The organism is Bifidobacterium merycicum DSM 6492 (genome assembly GCF_900129045.1).
Classification (GTDB): Bacteria; Actinomycetota; Actinomycetes; order Actinomycetales; family Bifidobacteriaceae; genus Bifidobacterium; species Bifidobacterium merycicum.
In genome coordinates, this window is record NZ_FQTX01000002.1 from 1 (window position 1) to 19,839 (window position 19,839).

The following is a 19,839-nucleotide window of genomic DNA, read 5'->3' on the forward strand; positions in this document are numbered from 1 at the left end:
TGCGCGTTTCAGATGCCTGTCAGATCAAGGACTTACCACATGGGGGTGTGTTGGGGCCGTAGGGGATGTTGGTTTCAGAGGTGACAAAGAAGAGTCTTTTTTGAGCCGATTGTCGCTAGGAGCCGTTCTTCTCGTCTCGGGGGGCTATTGCAGTGTTTGCGACCTGTTGTCGAGTCTTTCCTTCTATATCACATCGTTTACTTATATCGGGCTGGTCATGGGAGCGGTGACAGGCGGAATTTTGGGGCTTATTTTCCTTCCTGTAGCTCTTGCGGAAGTGGTGCTCATGGTTGGAATCGCGTTTTGTCTTGGACCGATTGCTCAGACATTGCTCTCGTCAGTGTTTTTCGATGGAGGTCTCGGTCGGCAAATTGTATTGCTGCTAATGAAGACTGGTTCAGCGCTTCTTTCGATTTTGCTTTGCTGCACTATTGTCGACATGTATCCCAAGTGCTATGGATTTGTTTTTGGCGGAACAACAATTAGCCAATCGATTATCCTATTATGGCTTCGGTATACGATGCCTGCTCTGATTTTATACGCTCCATCGCTATAAGATAGATTTCATTCCAGACGGTTTGGTTATTTCCGAAGCATGAGTGTTCCCCGCGCATGCGGGGATAATTTCCTGAATTAACTTCACCATTCGTAAAAACATAGATGGCGCATGACGTGATACGCCCAACATCCTTTTCCGCTGCTCCCAACAATTTGTCCGGTTAAAGCAGTCGAAATCCAATGAGCTAAGAACGGAAACCATGACGGACATTACGGAAAGAAAAAGGGAACGAGCACGCGGAAGGAGAGAGCTGCTCGGGGGTCTCGAACGCGTCGAAGGCCGCTGCGGAAGCCGGGCAGGTCGTTGTAGAGCAGTGTCTCGAAGGCCGATCAAATCGAGTCGGAGGTTGCGGTGAGTGGGTGTGATACTCTGCAGGTCGTGCTGGAACTGTTCGTCGGGCCAAGCATGATGAAGGTGACGTTGACCGCTCCCGGGCCGCGAGTCTGAGAGTTCGGAAGCCAGAGAGCCGGGGAACGGGGAAGCCAAGAAAGCTCTGAGAAAAGAGCTGTCCGGAAATACAAGAAAGGCCCCCGTAAGGGAGCCTTTCTCAATTTGGAGCGGACAACGGGACTCGAACCCGCGGTCTCAACCTTGGCAAGGTTGCGCTTTACCAACTAAGCTATGTCCGCAAAGAATTCCTGCCGTGAGAAGCAAGAATTCAGTGGGTGATGTAGGAATCGAACCTACGACCCCTTCCGTGTGAAGGAAGTGCGCTAGCCGCTGCGCCAATCACCCGCAAGATGTTCCGCTCACTTTCGTGAGCTTCTCATCCGCTTCGCGTGGGCGATACAAGATTCGAACTTGTGACCCCTTCCGTGTCAGGGAAGTGCGCTACCTCTGCGCCAACCGCCCGAAGCGAGTGTCAGCCTACGCCACTTTCGTTGGTAACGCCAAATCGTCGGCGTGTCGCCCGCGGGAGATTGGTGCCGGAAAGTGCCGGACTCGTGTCGGAAAGTGCCGGACCTCCCGGTCGCCGATCCCAGCGGCGAATGCTCAGTGCGAAGCCTCGCGCAAAACAAAGAGTGGACCACCGGTTCGGAGGTCCACCCGTTGTCAGGAGATGCATCGGAGTACCGATGGTCGGAACGGAACAGCAGGTTCGCACCTGCGAAAGGAGAACGTTCCGACAGGCTGAATTATAGGATAGAAAACCTGAAGCGCAAGCAAGAAAAGACGTTTTTGCTGGGTTTTTAGCGTCTGGTAAACAAATGTGTACGTAAGGCGACGGAGGAGACGGATACCGGGGCCCGAGAGTATGCCACGCCCGTCATCGCCCAGACGCATAGTGAGGGGCGGAATGTACAATGGACAGCTGGGCTGAAAGCCGTTGGATATTGACGACAGGAGGGACGTTGGGCGACATTCGATCTGAGATGGAGCGTCTTCGTCCGGTGTATGAAACCGGTGTGCTGCGACTGCTGATGCGCAACAATTCGCAACTGTACGTGGCGCTGCTCCGTTCCTCATTCGAACCGTTGACCGGCGAACTGCCGAGGGAAGTACTCGAAGAGCATTTCACCCGCGCACTGTCCAAACTCGTGGAAACCGGCGAATACACGCTCAAAGACGATCAGACCCCGGCCGAAGCGGCCCGTCGCATCCTCGTAGAATTGTCGCGTGAAGGCGACGGCGACTATGCTTGGCTGGCGAACTCGCTCGACGTGGCATCCCACCGTTACCTGTACCGTCTCACCGCCCGCGCCCATCGCGCGATCGAAGCCTTGGCCCGTCTCGAAGACACCACGCAAACCCTGTCCGGCGCACAGGCCAACAGCATCATCATGGAAATCGAGCATGCGCGCATGCAGCTCACCGCCGACCCGCATGAACGCATCAAACTGCTCAACCGCGAGATCGAGGAGCGCCAGAAGGAAATCGAACGGCTCGAACACAGCGAAACCGTCGAACAACTGTCGTCCCAGCAGGTCGAAGACATTATCAACGTGGTGCACAACACCCTGCGTGGCGTCCCCATCGACCTGCGCGAGCTCGTGCTCGCCGAACGCGACAACGGCGACGCGCTGCGCCGTCGCATGCAAGCCGGCGCCATGTCCGTCGAACAGATCCTCACCGCCTACCACGAGGAATACCGCCGATCCTTCACCGAGTCGGACAGTGGCCGGCGTTTCGAAGACGCGTTCCAGATCATCGTCACCGAGGAAGGCCGTCAGGAAATCGACGAAGCCGTGCGCGACATCGCCCGAAACCCGTATCTTTCCGGCGAACCGGGGCTGCTGCTCAACCAGGTCCGTGCCGAACTCGAACGCATCTACGAAGGCATCGAGGACGTGCGCCGTCAGATGCGTGCCTCCGACGAAGCCGTGAGCCGACTGGTCCGCCAGCAGACCGACACGCGCTACCGCACCATGCTCGCCAAACTCAACCGCCTGTTCGCCAAAACCAGCGCCGAAGCGAAAGCGGTTCCGGGCAACTCCTCCCGGCCGTACCGTACCGACACGGGCACGGCGCAATTCGCGGTATTGCCCACCAGGCCTGCGAAACCGATGATCCATGCGGCCCCGCCGAGCCTTGACGAGCGGGAGAACATCCCTTCCGTGGAATCGCCGGATCTGAAAGCCATGATCGAGGTCGGCGGCCCGCGTCTGCGGCACATGATGGCATTGATCCGCCAATCGCCGTGCACGCTCGACGACGGGCGCGTGGATCTCGCGGCCAGCTTCAACCGTCTGCCCGAACGCGAGCGCCGCGAAAGCGAACTCGTCGGATTCCTCAGCGCCTTGCATGTGCAGAACGGCTCGCAATACGTGCAATGGAATTGCGTGACCTTGGATGGCAGGCCGCGCGTGTGGCGTACCAAGCCGATTGTGGCGAGCGCCGAAGCCCTTGACGAGATCGTGGGGGAGGAGCGTGTATGAGTGTCGTATCGGGTACGCGGGCCGCGGGCGCTTATGCCGGTGGGATTACCGGTGGGATTACCGGTGGGATTGCCGGCGGGGTCAATCGAAACGGCTGGAATATTCGGAACATCGTGATGGAACGGGACGGAGACGGTATGGGACAGGAAACGAGTGATGTGATGGCTGCTGCGGTTGCCGGCGCTGGGGCCGCCGAGGCCGTTGATGCGACGGGTGCCGCGGCGGATGACTTTGATGCTCCGGCCGAGGCGGTCGCCAATCCGTTCGCGCTGTTCAACGGCGATACCGGTGATATGACGGCCGAAGCGCGTATGGTCGCGATCGCGCTCAAACGTGACCGGTATATCAGCGATGACATGTATTGGCTGGTGCATGACGACAGCGCCATCCGTGACGCCGTCATGCGCTCGCTGAACAACGATCTGCTTGAACTCAAGGAGAACCGCAAGTACCGCATCATGTATGCGGCTCCTGTCAACGGCACGGAGACGGGCATCCGTTCCCTGAAGACGCGTGCGAGCCTGACGCGCGAGGAGGCGGCGATGCTCGCCTTCCTGCGCATCCGCGTGCTCGAATACGAGAACACGCGCACCGGTGCGGAAGGTTGGATCATCAGCCATGACGAGATTCGCGCGGCGCTCACCACGGGCGCGGGGTATTTGGCGTCCAGCAATGATGAGGAGACGGCCGCGAAGAAGATCCGTGCCACGATTTCGCGCATGATGACCTACGGGTATCTCGAGCAGGGCGATGCGGACGACATGTATCTCATCACGCCGTTGGTGCCGGTGGTGCTGGACGGTGACGTGGCCGATCAGTGGCTGGGCGTGTCGGCGGATGAGGTCGATGATTCGGATGGGGATGGGGCCGCCGTGACAGGGGAGCCGTCTGATTCCGTGGAAGGCGTGGATGCCGGTGATTTCGGTGATGCCGGCGATGCCAACGGTTCAGGCGATTCTGACGGTTCCGGCGATGCCAGTGAGCAGGATGCCTTGGATTTCGGTGAACAGGACATGCTGGACTTCGACGAACCCGAACCGCTCGTGAAGATCGCGGAACCCGCCGCCGAACCGAATGAACCGAATGAACCGAATAAGCCGACCGAGTCGACCGAGCCGGGCGAACCGACCGAAGAGACTGCGACGATCATCGACGAGAACGAGGAGGATCAGTGATGACTGACAACGATATGCACATCATCGCCGACCGGTGGATGCTGGAAAGCCGCCAGGTCATCAACTGGGGCTCCTACGAGGGCTACCGCGAGTTCAAGCCGTCCATGAGCGACAAACTGCCCGTCACCCTGCTCGCGGGCGCCAGCGAATCCGGCAAATCCACGCTGGTCGACGCGCAGATCTCCCTGCTCTACCCGACCGGCACGCCCTACAATAAAGCCTCCAATTCAGGCCGATCCGAACGCAACGATTACACGTATCTGCGCGGCATGGTCGGCTCCAGCGACGGCGAAAACGGCGAAACGCCGATCTACCTGCGCGGGCGCGACGCCAATGATGCGCCGCAAGCCGTGTGGGGCGCCATCGTCGACACCTACCTGAACCGCACCACCGGAGCCGTGCTCTCCTGCGGCAAATTCCTCTACCTCGCATCCGGCGACGGGCGTGGCGAAGTGCGCAGGCAGTACATCGCCTGGGATCGAAAAATCGACCCACGTGCAATGGACCGGTTCCGCGACACGCCCTTCACCGCCACCATGCTGAAGAAAGCGTACCCGGAGTGCGATTCCTTCCTCAACGCGGAAGCCTTCCACGCGTACATCTGGCGCGAAATGGGCCTGAGCCCCGAAGCGTGCCGTCTCCTGCACAAGATCCAATCCGCCGACGCGCCGTCCAAACTCGACGACATCTTCAAGCAGGGCGTGCTCGGCGTGCCCGAAGCGCTGGAACTCGCGCGCACCACCATCGACGACTATCTGCGCTACGACGAGAACTTCCGCAGCATGGAGGAGAAAGCCAAGCGCATCGCCAAACTGCAGGACATCCAGAACCTGTATGGCGAATACGCCGAAGCATTGCAGGCCCGGCGCGAATTCGACGCGGTGAACCCCGACGACGAACAGGGCGGCGCCGCACTCGAAGCATGGGCAAGGTCCCGCATGGCCGGCGAAGTGCGTGCCGGCCTGCCCGCGGCGCAACGCGAACGCGAGGAACAGGAACGCGCCTACACCGCGGCATGCCACGACAGTGAAACCATCCAAGCCGAACTCGACGAAGTCAAAGCGAAGATCAGCGGACTCGACGACGGCACGCTGCAACGTCTCGAAAGCGAACTCGACCGTGCCCGCCGCGACGCGGAAGAGACCCGCAAGCAGCGCACAAGCGTGCAAAACCGCTTCCGGCAGGCCGGCGACACCATGCCGACCGACGAGGAACAGTGGTACGCCAAGCGCGAAGCCATCAACAACGCCATCGAATCCTACGACATCGATAAGGCGCAGCGCGAAAACCAGCGCGACGAAATCTACGACGAGGTGCGCGACTGCCGCAAGGAACGCGAAAGCCTGCAAGCCGACCTGAACCGTCAGCGCAACCAGAAAACCCGCATTACCCAAGCCATGGACGAGGCGCGCAACATGCTCGCCGAAGCCGTGGGCCTCGACCCCAAGCACCTGCCGTACGTGGCCGAACTCATGGATGTGCGCGAGGATTCCGAAACCTGGCGCGTGGCGATGAACGTCACCTACGCGCCGATCGCGCAAACCATTCTGGTCGACAAGCGCTACGAGCAAGGCTTCGCCAAGAAAGTCAGCGCCATCGACCCGCGTCTCATGATCCGCCGCACCTGGCAGTTCGTGGACACCGGCACCTCCTACGACACGGCGAGCGAAAAAGGCTGGATGTCCAGCAAACTGCGGTTCAAAGCGGGCTCCCCGTTCACCGGATGGCTTAAGGAACAGGTCGCGTCCGAACGTTTCGACGCGAAATGCGTCACCACGATCGACGACGACAACCGCGACGAACGCCAAGTGCAGACGGACGGCCAGCTGAAGTCCGGTGCGCACGGCTTCCACGGCATCAAGAACACGCACATGATCATCGGCTTCGTCAACGAACGGTACCTGACCGAGTTGCAGCGCAAGCTCGAACAGGCCATCGAAAAGCTGGCCGAGGCGACGATTCGCCACGAGCGGGCGAAACGCCAAGTGGACCTGCTGCGCGATCAGAAGGAATTGGCGAACCTCGTCTCCGACATGGAATGGTCCAAGGTCGACGTGGTCGGCGCCGAACGTGCCGTCGAGGATCTCAAAGCGCGCATCGAGGAAATCCGCAGCAACCCCGAACTCGCCGAACTGACCGCCAAGCGTGAAGGCCTGTACGCCCAGCTCGGCCAGGCCAACAGGGCCAAAGCCATGGCGGAGCTCGCACGCGACGGCGCGGCGAAAACCGTGCGCGAGGAACGTGAATGGCTCGACTCGTACGGCAGCGGCGAATTCGACGATTCGCTCATCCCCGAACACCTGTCCAACCAGCTCGCCGACGTCTACGAGGCCGCGTACGGCGTGTCCTCCAGCGAAAACCGCGCGGCGCTCATCGTGTCCGGCGCGTTCGGCGGCGGCAACGAAACATATGCGGACCGTATTCTGCGCAGCGTCGGCAACGCGATCCGCAAACGCATCGTCTCGCTCGACGATCAGGCGGGCGTGATGCGCGCCAACGTCGAGACGCGCATGGCGGATTATCTGGAAACCTACGCGCCCGACGACAATACGGTCATCGCAAGCGTGGAGGAATACCGGTTCTTCGTCGAAGAGCTTCGGAGCCTCGACATGCTCAGCACGCGCAAAGCCACGGACGAGGAGTACGTGAACAGCCTCGACAAGCTGCGCATGAGCTTCATGCAGATCGCCCGCGCCGTCGACACCGACGCGAAACGCATCGACGAACAGCTCGACCGCATCAATGCGATGCTCGAAGGCCAGCAGTTCGGCCCGCGCCACGGCAGCCTGTCAATCGACGTGGACGTGCGCAGGCCGGACCACGAGTTCGTGGGGCTGATGAAGAACACCATCGGCGACCTGACCGACTGGAAGCAGAGCGATCAGAACGATCCTGCGGCCACGCGCAAAATGTTCGCCAAGTGCCGTCCGCTCATCGAACGGCTGCAGCAGGAGCTCGGCCAGGTGCGCGACACGAACGGCATCAAGAGCTACGGGGCGAAGAACCTCGACCCGCGCTGCCGCTGCTCGTTCTACGCGATCGTCAAGCATGAGGACGGGCCGGACGAGCGCATCACCTCGACCGGTGGGCGTTCCGGCGGCGCATTGCAGGAGCTGACCTCGTTCATCTACGGTGCGGCGTTGATCTACCTGCTGGGCGGCGACGTGACCGGACAGCCGACCTACACCACGCTGTTCCTCGACGAGGCGCTCATCAAGGCCGACGGCCGGTACACGCAGCGTGCGCTGAGCGTGCTGCCGAAGCTCGGCTTCCAGGTGATCGTGTCCGCGCCGGAAAGCAAAACCGCCGAGATCCTCGAAGTGGCGACCAAGGCGTACGTGGCGTACAAGGACGCGTCGGACGGGCACTCCTATCTGCAGGAGATCACCTCCGACGAGATCGACCGTCTCGAATCCGAAATCGCCGCCGATATGGATGCCGCGTCCGGTTCGGATGACGCGGGCGATACGAGTGGTGAGTGACGCTGCCGGTGCTGCCAGCGTTGCCAGCGGAAACGAAGCGGCGTGACGCGGGCGGCCTGAGCGGCGTTGACGATGTGACGGCCGATGGTGTCGGCGAGGCTGATGGCACGGTTGGAACGGTCGACGCGGCAGACCATGCGTCGGTTGTGCGTCAGTTGTGCGTCGGAAGGCGCTACTTCGCTTATGCATGGCAGATTCAGGCCTTCCATGGCGGCTAAGTGGCTTATGTATGGCACCGAAACCGGGATATGGCGAGTACGGGGCTTGGAATCGCAGCGCCCGTACTTGCGGTTTCGCCTATCTGGTGCCATATATAAGCCACCTAGTAATTTCCAAACCCCCGAATCTGCCATACATAAGCGAAATAACTGTTCCATCCGTTTCACAAGTGCCCCGGTGCCGGCACATCGCCGATATCCCCGGCGCATCGACACGAGGAACGGCCACAAGTAATCGTGCGAAGAGGCACGGGATCGGAGCGTGAAATGAAGTGGAACATCGGTGACTTGTCGGGAACCGACGCGCAGGTGAAGACGAACATCGGCAAACAGCTCAGGGCGTTCGTCGAACAGTATCTCGACAAGCAGCGTTTTGCGCTCTTTCAGGTCTGGCCCTACACGGTACGCGCCCCGCAACCCTCCAAAAGCGAATTCGAAAACGATTCGAACACATACATCACCATCACGAAAGTCTTACGGCAATGGGCGCAATCGCACGATTGCCAGTATACGGAGGTTTTCCGGCTGCAAGGGGCGAACTGCGGCAAAACAACCCTCGTGAAGGACATTGCCGTGCCGGATGAGCGCACGGCATTGCGTATTGCCGGCAGGGAATGCGCGAGCCGCTACCGAATCACGCGGCGGCGGTTGCGCTGCCTGCGGGAGGAGTTCAACGCTTCCGATGAGGCGGTCGTCAAAGTCATTCGGAAACTCGATGATGCAACAGATCTCGATTTCGATCTGGTGCGTCAGGCGGCGCACTATTTCGCGGAACATGATGCATCGGGCATGAGCCCACGCGCAGTGCCGATACCCGGATTCTCCACCAAATGGCTGGGTGGCAAAAGCTCCGAGCGGCGCAAGGCGATCTGCCTGTTGCTGGGGCGTGACGCACTTGACTTCAAGGAGCGGCCGGGGGAGATTCGATTGCGTTACCTCGATCCCGCCCACCGCGGATACCCGGATCTGTATGTCACCGAGCCGTGGTCCAACGCCGATTGCGCAGGATTCGACTATGCGGTGATTGTGGAGAACAAGGACACGTATCAGGAAATGCCGGAGATTGAGAACGGTCTATGCATATTCGGCAATGGTAGGGCGGCGAACCGTATCGCGGCGCTGCTGCCGTGGATCGCAGACATACCGCATGTCGTCTACTGGGGTGACATGGATGCGGACGGATTGGAGATTCTTTCGGAAGTGCGGGAATCGGGAATCGACTGCGAATCCCTGTTCATGGATGTTGAATCCTGTACGCGGTACGAACGGTTCGGCACCGCGTATACGCCGAAGGGTGAACGACTGAAACTGCGCAATCCCGCGGAGGTTCCGGGTTTGCGCGAGGATGAGCGGGCGTTGTATGAATCGTTATGTTCCGGGGAGGGAGTGAATTATCTGCGCATCGAACAGGAACGCATTCCCATCGTGGACGCCGTCGAGCGGCTACGGGCATTCGGCTTTCCCGTCGCCGGATGATTGCGCGACTACGTGATGGTGCCCGTGGCGATGGGGGGGGGGGGAGAGAGATGGCTGCGCTTCGGCGTGGACGTATGCCCATTACAGGGCGGAAGGGCGCTACTTCGCTTATGCATGGCAGATTTGGTGGTTCGGAAATTACTAGGTGGCTTATATATGGCACCAGATAGGCGAAACCGCGGGTACGGGCGCTGCGATTCCAAACCTCATACTCGCCATATCCCGGTTTCGGTGCCATACATAAGCCACTTAGCTGCCGAGGAAAGCCCGAATCTGCCATACATAAGCGAGATATCCCGTTTCGCTGCCGTTTTGCCACCGTTCCGCGGCGAACGCGCCGGCGATGGAACGGGCTGAGGTGCCCGGACTGCGTAAAACGGCGTAAAAGGGGAGATGCTGCCGGGGCTGGCGTGGGCTACGATGGCCAAGGATCGCCGAATCGTGACGAAATCGAAGGAGTAGGGCATGAAATTGGACAAGTACGCGGTGTTCTGCATGTTCGGCATGATGCTGGCGGTGTGTTCGCTGGTGTTCGGCATCATGGGCAAGGCGATCGTGGCCGGATCGTTCGGACTGGCGACCGGCGGCGTCTGCTTCGGCATGCTGCTGTTGAGCAAAATGCCTGACGAATCCGCCGTCTCCAACGGCAGCGACACCGATTCCGCAAGCAACGCCGACGCGGATGCGGACGAGCGCTGAGCCGCTCCGTTCGGTGCCACGCCATCCATGGGCAACGGAATCACCGGAAGCACCCGGAGCGCATCCCGTCATAGTCTTCGCCCAAGGCTATACTTGGCGCGGTTAAGATAGTTTTCCATGTTTGGAGATAACGCATATGGCATTCGGCACTGAGCCCACCCCCACCGGACTGGCGACTCCGTCTATCGACGATTTGATGAAGCACGCCGATTCCAAGTACGCACTGGCGATTTTCGCTGCGAAGCGCGCACGTCAGATCAACTCCTACTTCACCCAGCTCAACGAAGGACTGCTGCAGAACGTCGGCCCGCTGGTCGAGTACCAGAGCCAGGACAAGCCGCTGTCTATCGCCTTCCGTGAGATCGACGAAGGCCTGCTGGAGGAAACCCTCGGCGAGGATGATCTGACTGAAGGCAACTGATCGCTTTTTGTAAGAAACGTTAGGGTCTGCGCTGGTTCCCATGCCGGCGCAGACCCTTTGCTATAGTCGGCATGACGGTATGCCGAAGCCGGTGTTCCCCCATGTGCTCCGAACATGTTCCCATGAGAATGCTCCGGCCGATTCATGCCCGAAAAAAATAAGAAAACCAAACGTATCATTGTGCCTCGCCCAAGAGCGGGGCGATAAGTCCGAAAGAGGGATGATATGACTGAAAAGCGGCTTATTTCCGCCGAATCCGTAACCGAAGGCCACCCCGATAAGGTGTGCGACCAGATTTCCGACGCCATTCTCGACGACTTGCTGAGGCAGGATCCGTCGTCCCACGTCGCGGCCGAGGTGAGCGCCGCGACCGGCACGTTCATGGTGTTCGGCGAGGTGAGCTCCGAAGGCTATGTGGATGTTCAGGCGAAGGTGCGCGAAACGCTGCGCCGCATCGGCTACACCAGCTCCCAGGTCGGCCTTGACGCCGATTCCTGCGGCGTGCTGGTCGCGCTGGTCGAGCAGAGCTCCGAAATCAACCAGGGGGTGGCGCGTCTGAGCGCCGAACAGGAGTCCGCAGCCAGCCGTGAGGAACGCTACGAGGCGCAGGGTGCCGGCGATCAGGGTGTGATGTTCGGTTATGCGACCGACGAAACCGACGTGTACATGCCGCTGCCGATCTACTTGGCGCATCGTCTCGCCTATCGTCTGGCCCAGGTTCGCCACGAGGGCATCGTCCCGCATCTGCGCCCGGACGGCAAGACCCAGGTCACCATCGAATACGACGACGATGACAAGCCGGTGCGCGTGGATACCGTGCTGATTTCCACGCAGCATGACCCCGAGGTCACCCAGGCGTGGCTCGCCGACCAGCTCAAGCAGCATGTGATCGACCCGGTGCTCGCCGACGTGTTGGGCGATACGGTTCGTCACGACGATTACCGCGAACTGGTGAATCCGACCGGTTCCTTCGTGCTCGGCGGCCCCGCGGCCGATGCCGGTCTGACCGGTCGCAAGATCATCGTCGACACCTATGGTGGCGCGGCCCATCATGGCGGTGGCGCGTTCAGTGGCAAGGATCCGTCCAAGGTGGATCGTTCCGCCGCCTACGCGACCCGTTGGGTGGCGAAGAACATCGTGGCAGCCGGCTTGGCGCATCGTGTGGAGGTGCAGGTCGCGTACGCCATCGGCGTGGCCGACCCGGTGAGCGTGAACGTGGAGACCTTCGGTACCGAGATCGGTGTGACGCGCGATCAGATCGCCGCCGCAGTGCGCACGGTGTTCGATCTGCGCCCGGCAGCGATCATCGACGAACTCGACCTGAAGCGCCCGATTTACGAGAAGACCGCGGCATACGGCCATTTCGGCCGCATCGACGTCGAATTCCCGTGGGAGCGCCTCAACAAGATCGATGAGCTCAAGGCCGTCATCGCGCAGGCCTGAGTGCGGCTCCGGCTTGGATGTGAATTCGGCTTGGGACTGAACTCGGTCTGGGTTTGAGTCCGGCTTGAGAGTGAGTCCGTCTTGGGATTGAATCCGCCTTGAGCCCAGCCGCGAACCCAAGCCGACGCATCCGAACGAAACACGCCGCCACGCGACCCTAATCCGGTTGCGCGGCGGCGTTTCCATACCCACGCCCGCCCGCATGCCCGCCGCTTCGCAACCAGCGCACTTATAGTGGAACCATGAGTTACGAGGATGCGGAGCAGTTGGCGCTCGACGGGTTGGCCCCGCGCAAGCGCCGCTCTCGCGCGTCCAGACACACCAAGGCCAGCGTGGATCCGGTCGTGCGCGTGGTATTGGATATCCAGGCCGCGCATTTGGGGCAGACCTTCGACTATCTCATCGACGAGAAGGATTCCGAATATGCCTTGCCGGGCGCGATGGTGCGCGTGCGATTCGGCGGGCAGCGCGTCAATGGCATCATCTGGGAGCGCACGGCCACCAGCGAAGTGCCCGCTGCATCGCTGCGCTACGTGGAACGCGTGTTCGTCGGGGGAGTGCGCGTATCCGAAGCGTTGCGGCGCGACATCACCGCCATAGCCGAAGCCTACGGCGGCACCCGTGCCAACATCCTGCGCCTCGCGATCCCGCCCCGCGTGGCGAAAGTCGAACAGGAACAGCGGCTTACGGCCTCGTTCGGCCGCGCCGGCATCACGCCGCCACGGTTGAACGAGGCTGCGGGCCGGGCGTTCGAAACGATGATCGGTTCGTATGATGCCGGCGTGCGCGACCTGCGTTCGGCTTTGCACGGCAACGCGTTCCGGGCGTTCATCGTCGACCCGCTGCCGGGCATCGCCTCGGCCGCGCGGGCATTGGCTTGGATGGCCGTGGAATCGTTGGCCGCAGGGCATGCCGCGGTGACGGTGCTGCCGGACGCGCGTGAAACCGATCTCATGATGCGTGAACTGGAAGCGTTCGGACTGCGGCGGTTTGCGCGCAACGGTTCGGAAACCGGCGGATGGGCCGGCGACGTCGCCGTCCTCACTGCCGCACTGCCCCCAGCCGACCGCTACCGCGCATGGCTCGCCATCGCCACGGGCAGCGTGAAATGCGTGATCGGCACCCGCGCCGCCATGTACGCGCCGGTGGAAGGGCCGGCATTGTTCGCGATCATGGACGACGCCGCCTACCAGCAGGCCGACGGCATGGTCCCCTACGCCCAAGGGCGCGGCGTGATGCGCCTGCGTGCGCGACTGCACGGTGGCACGTTCGTGGCGCTCGCCAACGCGCGCAGTCCGCTGAGCCAATGGGAGCTGGAATGCGGTGGAGCTGGCAGAATAGGCGGAACCGGCTGGAATGCCGGTGGACGCGGCATCGACGTGAACAGCGCGGTGAGCGGCCCCAGCGTGGCGATCCGCCCGCTGCCCAGCGTGCTCAAAGACGCCACCCCCTGGGTGCGATGGCTGAACCGCGACGAGCTCGCACGTCTCGCCGACCCGTCGATCGGCGCACGCGTGCCGCACACCGCGGTCAACAACATCCGTCAGGCGCTGCGCTCCGGGCCGGTATTGTTCTCCATTCCCGCCGACGGCGTGGCTGAGGCGCTGAGCTGCGCGAACCCGAAATGCCTGCGTCAGGCCAGATGCGCACGGTGCACAGGCCCGTTGCAGCGGGTGCATACCACCGGCGCAGGTGCAGGCAGTGGTGCCGACGCGCCGCGATGCCGCTGGTGCGGTTTCGCCGCCGTGAATTGGCGATGCCGGTACTGCCATTGCGATCGCCTGCGCGTGGTGCATGTCGGCGCGGCCGGTACCGCCGACGAGCTGCGCGGCCTGTTCCGTGGCGTGCCGGTCCTGCTGTCCAGCCCGAGCCAGCCGAACGGTCCGATTGAGGTCATCGATAACAGGCCCGTCATCGTGATCGCGACTCCGGGCGCCGAACCGCGCATCCGCGTATCCGGAGGCGACACGAACGGCGTGAATGGCATGAAGGGCATGAAGGGCGTGAATGATGCAAATGGCGCGAATGGCGGCAGGAACGCCAACACGCCGTACGGCTCATACGCGTCCGTCGCCATCCTCGACGCATGGAACAGCCTGTACAAGCCGGGCCTCGACGCGCGTGTGGATACGCTCGCCTCATGGATGCGGGTGGCATCGCTGTGCGCACCGCGTACGCGCGGAGGACAGGTGCTGCTGCTCGGCGAAACATATCCGGCCATCGCCCAGTCGCTGATGCTCTGGGATTCCTCCATCCTCGCCAAGCAGGAGTTGGCGGAACGTCTCGGCACGGGCATGCCGCCCGCGGCGGCGGTCGCTTGCGTGTGGGGGCGTGCCGAATCGGTGCGTGTCGCCTTGGAGCGTATCGGCGTGATCGGCGGCGACATGGCGGTATGCCCGGCTCCACGCGCCGCACAAGCGGGTTTCGCCCAAGGGGAGATGATCGCCGCAACCGGTGGGGGAACGCCGTCCGGTCGCGGCGATGACGGCATGGTGAACTTCGACATGGAATGGCCGGGACTGCTTGGCCCGGTGCCGATTGCCCAGCCGCGCACGTTGAACGCGCGCGAGCTGGAAGCGACCGCCGATCGTGTCAAGGCCGTGGTGCGCGTGCCGTACGCGCGACGCGAGGAGCTGGCGAAACGGTTGAAACACGAGGTCGCACGCCATGTCGCCTCACGCGAGTTCGGCGAACTGCGATTCCAACTCGACCCGAAGGATCTCATCTGATGTTCCCGCCGCCGCATGTGATACGCGCCACAGCCGCGTCACGGCGCGTCATGCGGCATAATGAATGCGGAAAACGGACGGTGGCCAGCGGTACGTCCGGCCGGAAACGACAATGCGAGGCAAGGAGCGGACGATGAAGGGTTGGCCCGGAGAACCGGACATGGAATACGACGTGCTCATGGCACAGGGCGAAGCCGCCGTGAACGCGGGCAAGCCGATCACCGACGTGATCTTCGACTTCGGCAACGTGCTGCTGTACTGGGAACCTTCCGCGGTGCTCATCCCACGGTACAGTGCGGAAACCATCGAACAGTTCCTCGACAACGACATCTCCGGCTTCTACGACGCCAACGACCGCATGGATGCCGGCGCCACGCCCGAGGAGGGCATCGCGTGGATGCGCGAGACCCACGGCGACGAGTGGGCCGATATTCTCACGTATTACCTTGAGAACTTCGAGGATTCCCTCACCGGCGTGGTGCCGGGCGCCCGCGTGCTCATCAACGATCTCAAGGCGGCGGGCATCGGCGTGTGGGGCCTGTCGAACTGGGAGAAGGAGCTGTACCCGATCGCCGAACGTACCACGCCGATCCTGCGCCAGCTGGACGGCAAAGTGGTGTCCGGGTATGTGAGGCTGCGCAAGCCCGACCGCGCGATCTATGAGAAGGCGTTGGAAGAGTTCGGCATCGGTGCCGAAGGCGCGGTGTTCGTGGACGACAAGGCGATGAACATCGTCGGCGCGAACAACGCGGGTATTCGCGGCATCCGGTTCCGCGATCCGGTGAAGCTGCGTGAGCTGCTGATCGCCAACGGTGTGGCCATCCCTGACGTTCAGTGAGTTTTTCAGTGAGTTTTCCGGGGCGGCTTTTACGGCTTCCAGTCGCAATGCCGACCGTTAAGCCGCCAACAACTGCCCGGGCGCACGGGTCCGCTGCGCCATCTTGCTTATATATGGCGGATTCCGGGGTCCCGATTGCGCTAGGTGGCTTATATATGGCACCCAAAACGAGATATCCCAAGTATGGACGGTGGAATACCAAGGATGCTACTTGCGATTTCGCCGTTTACGTGCCATATATAAGCCACTTGGCTGTTTGAAGGCCACGGAATCCGCCATATATAAGCGAGATGATAAGCGAGACGGCACAACGCCCAGCGGAGAAGGGTCGATGCCGGGCCAATATACTCGTGCTTGGAGCGTAAACCGACGCGTCGCGTCGAAGGACCGCGCAAGGTAGGAACCTATAAGCGACAGTCGCGTGGCGGGAAATCCGCGGACACATGCGACAGCGGAACAAGGAGAATAACATGACGTTGAGATTGCTGTTTGCAGGCACACCCGAAGTGGCAGTGCCGTCGTTGCGTGCCTTCGCGGCCGATCCCCGGTTCGAGGTGGTTGGTGTACTCACCCGCCCGGATGCGCCGGTGGGGCGTGGACGCAAGCTCGCGCCGAGCCCGGTCAAGGCCGCGGCGACGGAACTCGGCATCCCCGTATTCACCGACAAGCCGCGCGATCCGGAGTTCCTTAACACTCTTGCCGAGCTCAACGCCGACATCGCCGCCGTCATCGCCTACGGTAACATCCTGCCCAAGGCCGTGCTCGATGCGGTGCCGCTGGGCTGGTACAACCTGCATTTCTCCAATCTGCCGAAATGGCGCGGCGCGGCTCCGGCGCAGCGTGCCATCTGGGCGGGCGACGCCACCACGGGCGCCGACGTGTTCAAAGTGGGTGAGGGGCTCGACGACGGTCCGGTGATCGCCTCCATGACCGTCGAACTGACCGGCCGCGAAACCTCCGGCGAACTGTTGGAACGACTGGCGGACGAGGGTGCGCCGATGTACGTGGACGCGCTGGCCCAAGTGGGCGACGGCACCGCGACATTCACGCCGCAAGCCCACGAGCAGGCCGAATACGCGCACAAGATCAGCGTGGAGGACGCGCATATCGTGGTCGGCGACACGGTCGAAGCCATCGATCGTCAGATCCGTGCGTGCACGCCGAATCCGGGAGCTTGGGCCGAACTGCACGCCACGGGTGACGCAGGGGAGTCGATCACCCTGCATGTGTTGGGCGCCATCCCGGCGAATATGGAACGTCCGAACGTGCCGGCCGATTTGAAGCCGGGCGAGTTGCGGGCTGGCAAGAAGAACGTGTGGATGGGCACCGGCAGCACGCCGTTGGAACTGCTGGAAGTCAAGGCGCAGGGCAAGAAGGCCATGCGTGCCGCGGATTGGGCGCGTGGCGCCCGCCTCGCCGAAACCGCGTATCTCGACTGAACCCGTAGAGGAGAAATGGCCCGAAACACCCGTTTCGGGCCAGCCTCAGTTCAGGAAATCGAGCACCAAGCGCAGGTCGCGCGTCGTGATCGCCGCGGGAGCGGCATCGCGCGTCTTCGGCTTCGCGCAGAACGCGATGCCGAGCCCCGCTTCAAGAATCATGGGGATATCGTTCGCCCCGTCACCCATAGCCACGGTCTGGCTCATCGGCAGTCCCAGTTCGCTCGCCCAGGCGTGCAGCGAATCCAGCTTCACCTGCTTGGTCACGATGTCGCCCAACACTTTGCCGGTGAGCACGCCGTCGCGCGTTTCCAAGCGGTTGGCCAAACGGTAGTCGATATGCGCATCATCCGCCAAACGGTCCACGACCTCATGGAATCCTCCCGACACCACGCCGACCTTCCAGCCGTGCGCGTGCAGCGTGTCGATCAGCTCATGCGCGCCGTTCGTGAAATGGATACGCCGGTACACCTCGTCGAACACGGAAACCGGCAGACCCTCCAACAGCGCCACGCGTGCACGCAGCGCCTCGCGGAAGTCCAGCTCGCCGCGCATCGCCTGCTCGGTCACGCGGGCGATCCTCTCGCCGCAACCGGCGGCATCGCCCAACTCGTCGATCACTTCCTCATCGATCAACGTGGAATCGACATCCATCACCAGAAGACCGGGACGGTCGAGGGACGGCTTGGCGGATGCGGTGCTGGCGGGCGAAACGGGTGAAGTCATGCTTTCGATTGTGGGAAAACGTTGGGACAAACACTGGGACAAATGCCGCCGAACGGGCCGCTGAAGCCGTACGGTAGTACGTACGACGGTGGTACGTACGGTAGCGGTATGCGCGACGAACGACGTCGGCGGGCGCAGGGACATGGAAAGGACGCACTCATGGATGATCGCAGGCAGGATGACTTCAACGCCGAGCAATCCGCTCAGGCGCTCGCGCAGGCGAACGACCAGCTGAAAGCCAAGAACCATGCGCTGGCCGAGGCCCTGACCCGCGCGGGCAAGGAACTGAACAAGGCCCGCGCCCAACTCGCGCAGCTGGCCCAACCGCCCATGACCTTCGCCACCATGGTGCGCGTCGAATCGTCCCGCACCGACGAATACGGCGTACAGCACGCTTCGGCCGAGGTGATCGCCGGCACGAGGCGCATGATCGTGCCGGTCGCTGCCAACTTCAACGTCGCCAGACTCGCCGCGGGCAACACGGTGCTGCTCAACGAATCGATGGTGCTGGTCGACCAGCGTGCCGCCGACGACGTGGGCGTGGTGCGCACCATCACGCAAGTGCTCGACGACGGGCGCCTGCTGGTGCGTGACGCCAGCGGAGCCCTCACCGCGGTACGCCGCTCGTCCGAACTGGCGCTCGCCAAACTGTCCAACGGGCAGCGCGTGCTCGTGGAACCGTCCGCCCGTCTGGCCATCGGCCTGCTGCCGCAGGAGGACGATCTCGATCTGGTGCTTGAGGAAATCCCCGACGTCACCTTCGACGACATCGGCGGCCTCGACGCCCAGATTGAACGCATCCGCGACGCCGTCCAACTGCCGTTCCTGCATCGTGGACTGTTCGAACGTTACAATCTGCGCGCCCCGAAGGGCGTGCTGCTGTACGGTCCTCCCGGCAACGGCAAAACGCTTATCGCCAAGGCCGTGGCGCATGCACTCGCCGCTGAATCCGGCGCGGGCGGCGGCGTGTTCCTCTCGGTGAAGGGCCCGGAACTGCTCAATAAATACGTGGGCGAGTCGGAGCGTCTCATCCGTCTGATTTTCGCCAGGGCACGCGAGCGCGCGGCGGATGGCCGGCCGGTGGTGGTGTTTATCGATGAGATGGATTCGCTGCTGCGCACGCGCGGTTCGGGCGTGTCCTCGGATGTGGAGACCACGATCGTGCCGCAGTTCCTCACCGAGCTTGACGGCGTGGAATCGTTGGATAATGTGATGGTGATCGGCGCGTCCAATCGTGTGGACATGATCGATCCGGCCGTGCTGCGTGCCGGTCGTCTCGATGTGAAGATCCGCGTCGACAGGCCGTCCGCCGAATCTGCGGTGGCGATTGTGCGGCATTATCTCACCGACGATCTGCCGTTGCGGCAGGGGATGGATGCTTCCGCGCTTGCGGCGGTGCTGGTGCGTGACATCATGGCCAGGTCCGCGCGGCGTGAGCTTGCGCAGGTGCGTGATACGAACGGGCGTTGGCGTGGGTTGTTCCTTGCGGATGTGGTGTCCGGCGCGAGCCTGAAGAACATTGTCGACCGTGCCAAGACGCGTGCGGTCAAGGCTTCGATTGAGACGGGCGGGCAGGTCGCGTTGGATGCGGATCTGCTGGCCGCGGCGGTGGATGACGAGTTCCGTGAGACGCGTGATGCGCTGCTTGACGCGGATCCCGAGCAGTGGAGCCGTGTCAACGGGTTCGAAACGGGCAGCATCACCGCCATCAGACAGGTTCCGGAAACGGAAGCGGAACGTGCGTAGGAGCCTGACTCG

Annotated in this window: 14 protein-coding genes, 3 tRNA genes and 1 riboswitch; of the genes, 13 read left to right on the plus strand and 4 right to left on the minus strand. The window is 62.2% G+C overall.

Annotated features, from left to right (window positions below; genetic code table 11):
* Positions 1 to 556 (plus strand): hypothetical protein (locus BUB29_RS10055; protein WP_234945677.1); only part of this gene is annotated, 556 nt, incomplete at its 5' end.
* A gap of 556 nt (positions 557 to 1,112) precedes the next feature.
* On the opposite strand, the gene BUB29_RS02590 is transcribed toward BUB29_RS10055, so the two are convergent.
* The 3 genes from BUB29_RS02590 to BUB29_RS02600 all read right to left on the minus strand — a co-directional run bounded on the left by BUB29_RS02590 (position 1,113) and on the right by BUB29_RS02600 (position 1,411).
* Positions 1,113 to 1,188 (minus strand) — tRNA-Gly (locus BUB29_RS02590).
* Between the two features lie 33 nt (positions 1,189 to 1,221).
* A tRNA-Val gene (locus BUB29_RS02595) sits at positions 1,222 to 1,294 on the minus strand.
* A gap of 45 nt (positions 1,295 to 1,339) precedes the next feature.
* Positions 1,340 to 1,411 (minus strand) — tRNA-Val (locus tag BUB29_RS02600).
* A gap of 500 nt (positions 1,412 to 1,911) precedes the next feature.
* Here BUB29_RS02600 and BUB29_RS02605 point away from each other — a divergent pair.
* From BUB29_RS02605 to fmt, 11 genes are all read left to right on the plus strand, one after another.
* The gene (locus BUB29_RS02605; protein WP_033522154.1) at positions 1,912 to 3,435 is read left to right on the plus strand and encodes a DUF3375 domain-containing protein; all 1,524 of its coding nucleotides are present in this window, start codon (positions 1,912 to 1,914) and stop codon (positions 3,433 to 3,435) included.
* Positions 3,436 to 3,572: 137 nt separating this feature from the next.
* The gene (locus BUB29_RS02610) at positions 3,573 to 4,610 is read left to right on the plus strand and encodes a DUF4194 domain-containing protein (RefSeq protein WP_073117573.1); all 1,038 of its coding nucleotides are present in this window, start codon (positions 3,573 to 3,575) and stop codon (positions 4,608 to 4,610) included.
* A complete protein-coding gene (locus tag BUB29_RS02615; protein WP_033522152.1) occupies positions 4,610 to 8,092 on the plus strand; it encodes an ATP-binding protein in 3,483 nt (1,160 codons plus the stop codon). Before BUB29_RS02610 ends, BUB29_RS02615 begins: the two co-directional genes overlap by 1 nt.
* Positions 8,089 to 8,310 carry a hypothetical protein gene (locus tag BUB29_RS02620; RefSeq protein WP_033522150.1) on the plus strand — a complete coding sequence of 74 codons (222 nt, stop codon included), beginning with the start codon at positions 8,089 to 8,091 and terminating at the stop codon, positions 8,308 to 8,310. The genes BUB29_RS02615 and BUB29_RS02620 overlap by 4 nt, the downstream gene beginning before the upstream one ends.
* Before the next feature lie 267 nt (positions 8,311 to 8,577).
* On the plus strand, positions 8,578 to 9,786 hold the full coding sequence (locus BUB29_RS02625; protein WP_051914822.1) for a DUF3322 and DUF2220 domain-containing protein: 1,209 nt from the start codon (positions 8,578 to 8,580) through the stop codon (positions 9,784 to 9,786).
* A gap of 465 nt (positions 9,787 to 10,251) precedes the next feature.
* A complete protein-coding gene (locus tag BUB29_RS02630; RefSeq protein ID WP_033522021.1) occupies positions 10,252 to 10,485 on the plus strand; it encodes a hypothetical protein in 234 nt (77 codons plus the stop codon).
* A 136-nt stretch (positions 10,486 to 10,621) separates the two neighbouring features.
* Complete coding sequence (gene rpoZ, locus BUB29_RS02635; RefSeq protein ID WP_003825734.1) at positions 10,622 to 10,906, plus strand: DNA-directed RNA polymerase subunit omega; 285 nt, start codon at positions 10,622 to 10,624, stop codon at positions 10,904 to 10,906.
* Between the two features lie 171 nt (positions 10,907 to 11,077).
* Positions 11,078 to 11,136: riboswitch (SAM riboswitch) on the plus strand.
* Complete coding sequence (gene metK, locus BUB29_RS02640; RefSeq protein ID WP_033522019.1) at positions 11,132 to 12,349, plus strand: methionine adenosyltransferase; 1,218 nt, start codon at positions 11,132 to 11,134, stop codon at positions 12,347 to 12,349. (Overlaps the previous riboswitch by 5 nt.)
* A 242-nt stretch (positions 12,350 to 12,591) precedes the next feature.
* Positions 12,592 to 15,078, plus strand: a complete 2,487-nt coding sequence (locus BUB29_RS02645) for a primosomal protein N' family DNA-binding protein (RefSeq protein WP_033522017.1) — start codon at positions 12,592 to 12,594, stop codon at positions 15,076 to 15,078.
* Positions 15,079 to 15,211: 133 nt separating this feature from the next.
* Entirely contained in the window at positions 15,212 to 15,916 is a 705-nt protein-coding gene (locus BUB29_RS02650) for an HAD family hydrolase (protein WP_033522015.1), read from the plus strand.
* Positions 15,917 to 16,386: 470 nt separating this feature from the next.
* Complete coding sequence (gene fmt, locus BUB29_RS02655) at positions 16,387 to 17,355, plus strand: methionyl-tRNA formyltransferase (RefSeq protein ID WP_033522013.1); 969 nt, start codon at positions 16,387 to 16,389, stop codon at positions 17,353 to 17,355.
* 45 nt (positions 17,356 to 17,400) lie between these two features.
* On the opposite strand, the gene serB is transcribed toward fmt, so the two are convergent.
* Positions 17,401 to 18,081: a phosphoserine phosphatase SerB gene (serB, locus tag BUB29_RS02660; protein ID WP_033522011.1), complete on the minus strand. Its 681-nt coding sequence runs from the start codon at positions 18,079 to 18,081 to the stop codon at positions 17,401 to 17,403.
* A gap of 159 nt (positions 18,082 to 18,240) precedes the next feature.
* Here serB and arc point away from each other — a divergent pair, with 159 nt between their 5' ends.
* Positions 18,241 to 19,827 carry a proteasome ATPase gene (gene arc / locus BUB29_RS02665; RefSeq protein WP_033522009.1) on the plus strand — a complete coding sequence of 529 codons (1,587 nt, stop codon included), beginning with the start codon at positions 18,241 to 18,243 and terminating at the stop codon, positions 19,825 to 19,827.
* Positions 19,828 to 19,839: the final 12 nt, after the last annotated feature.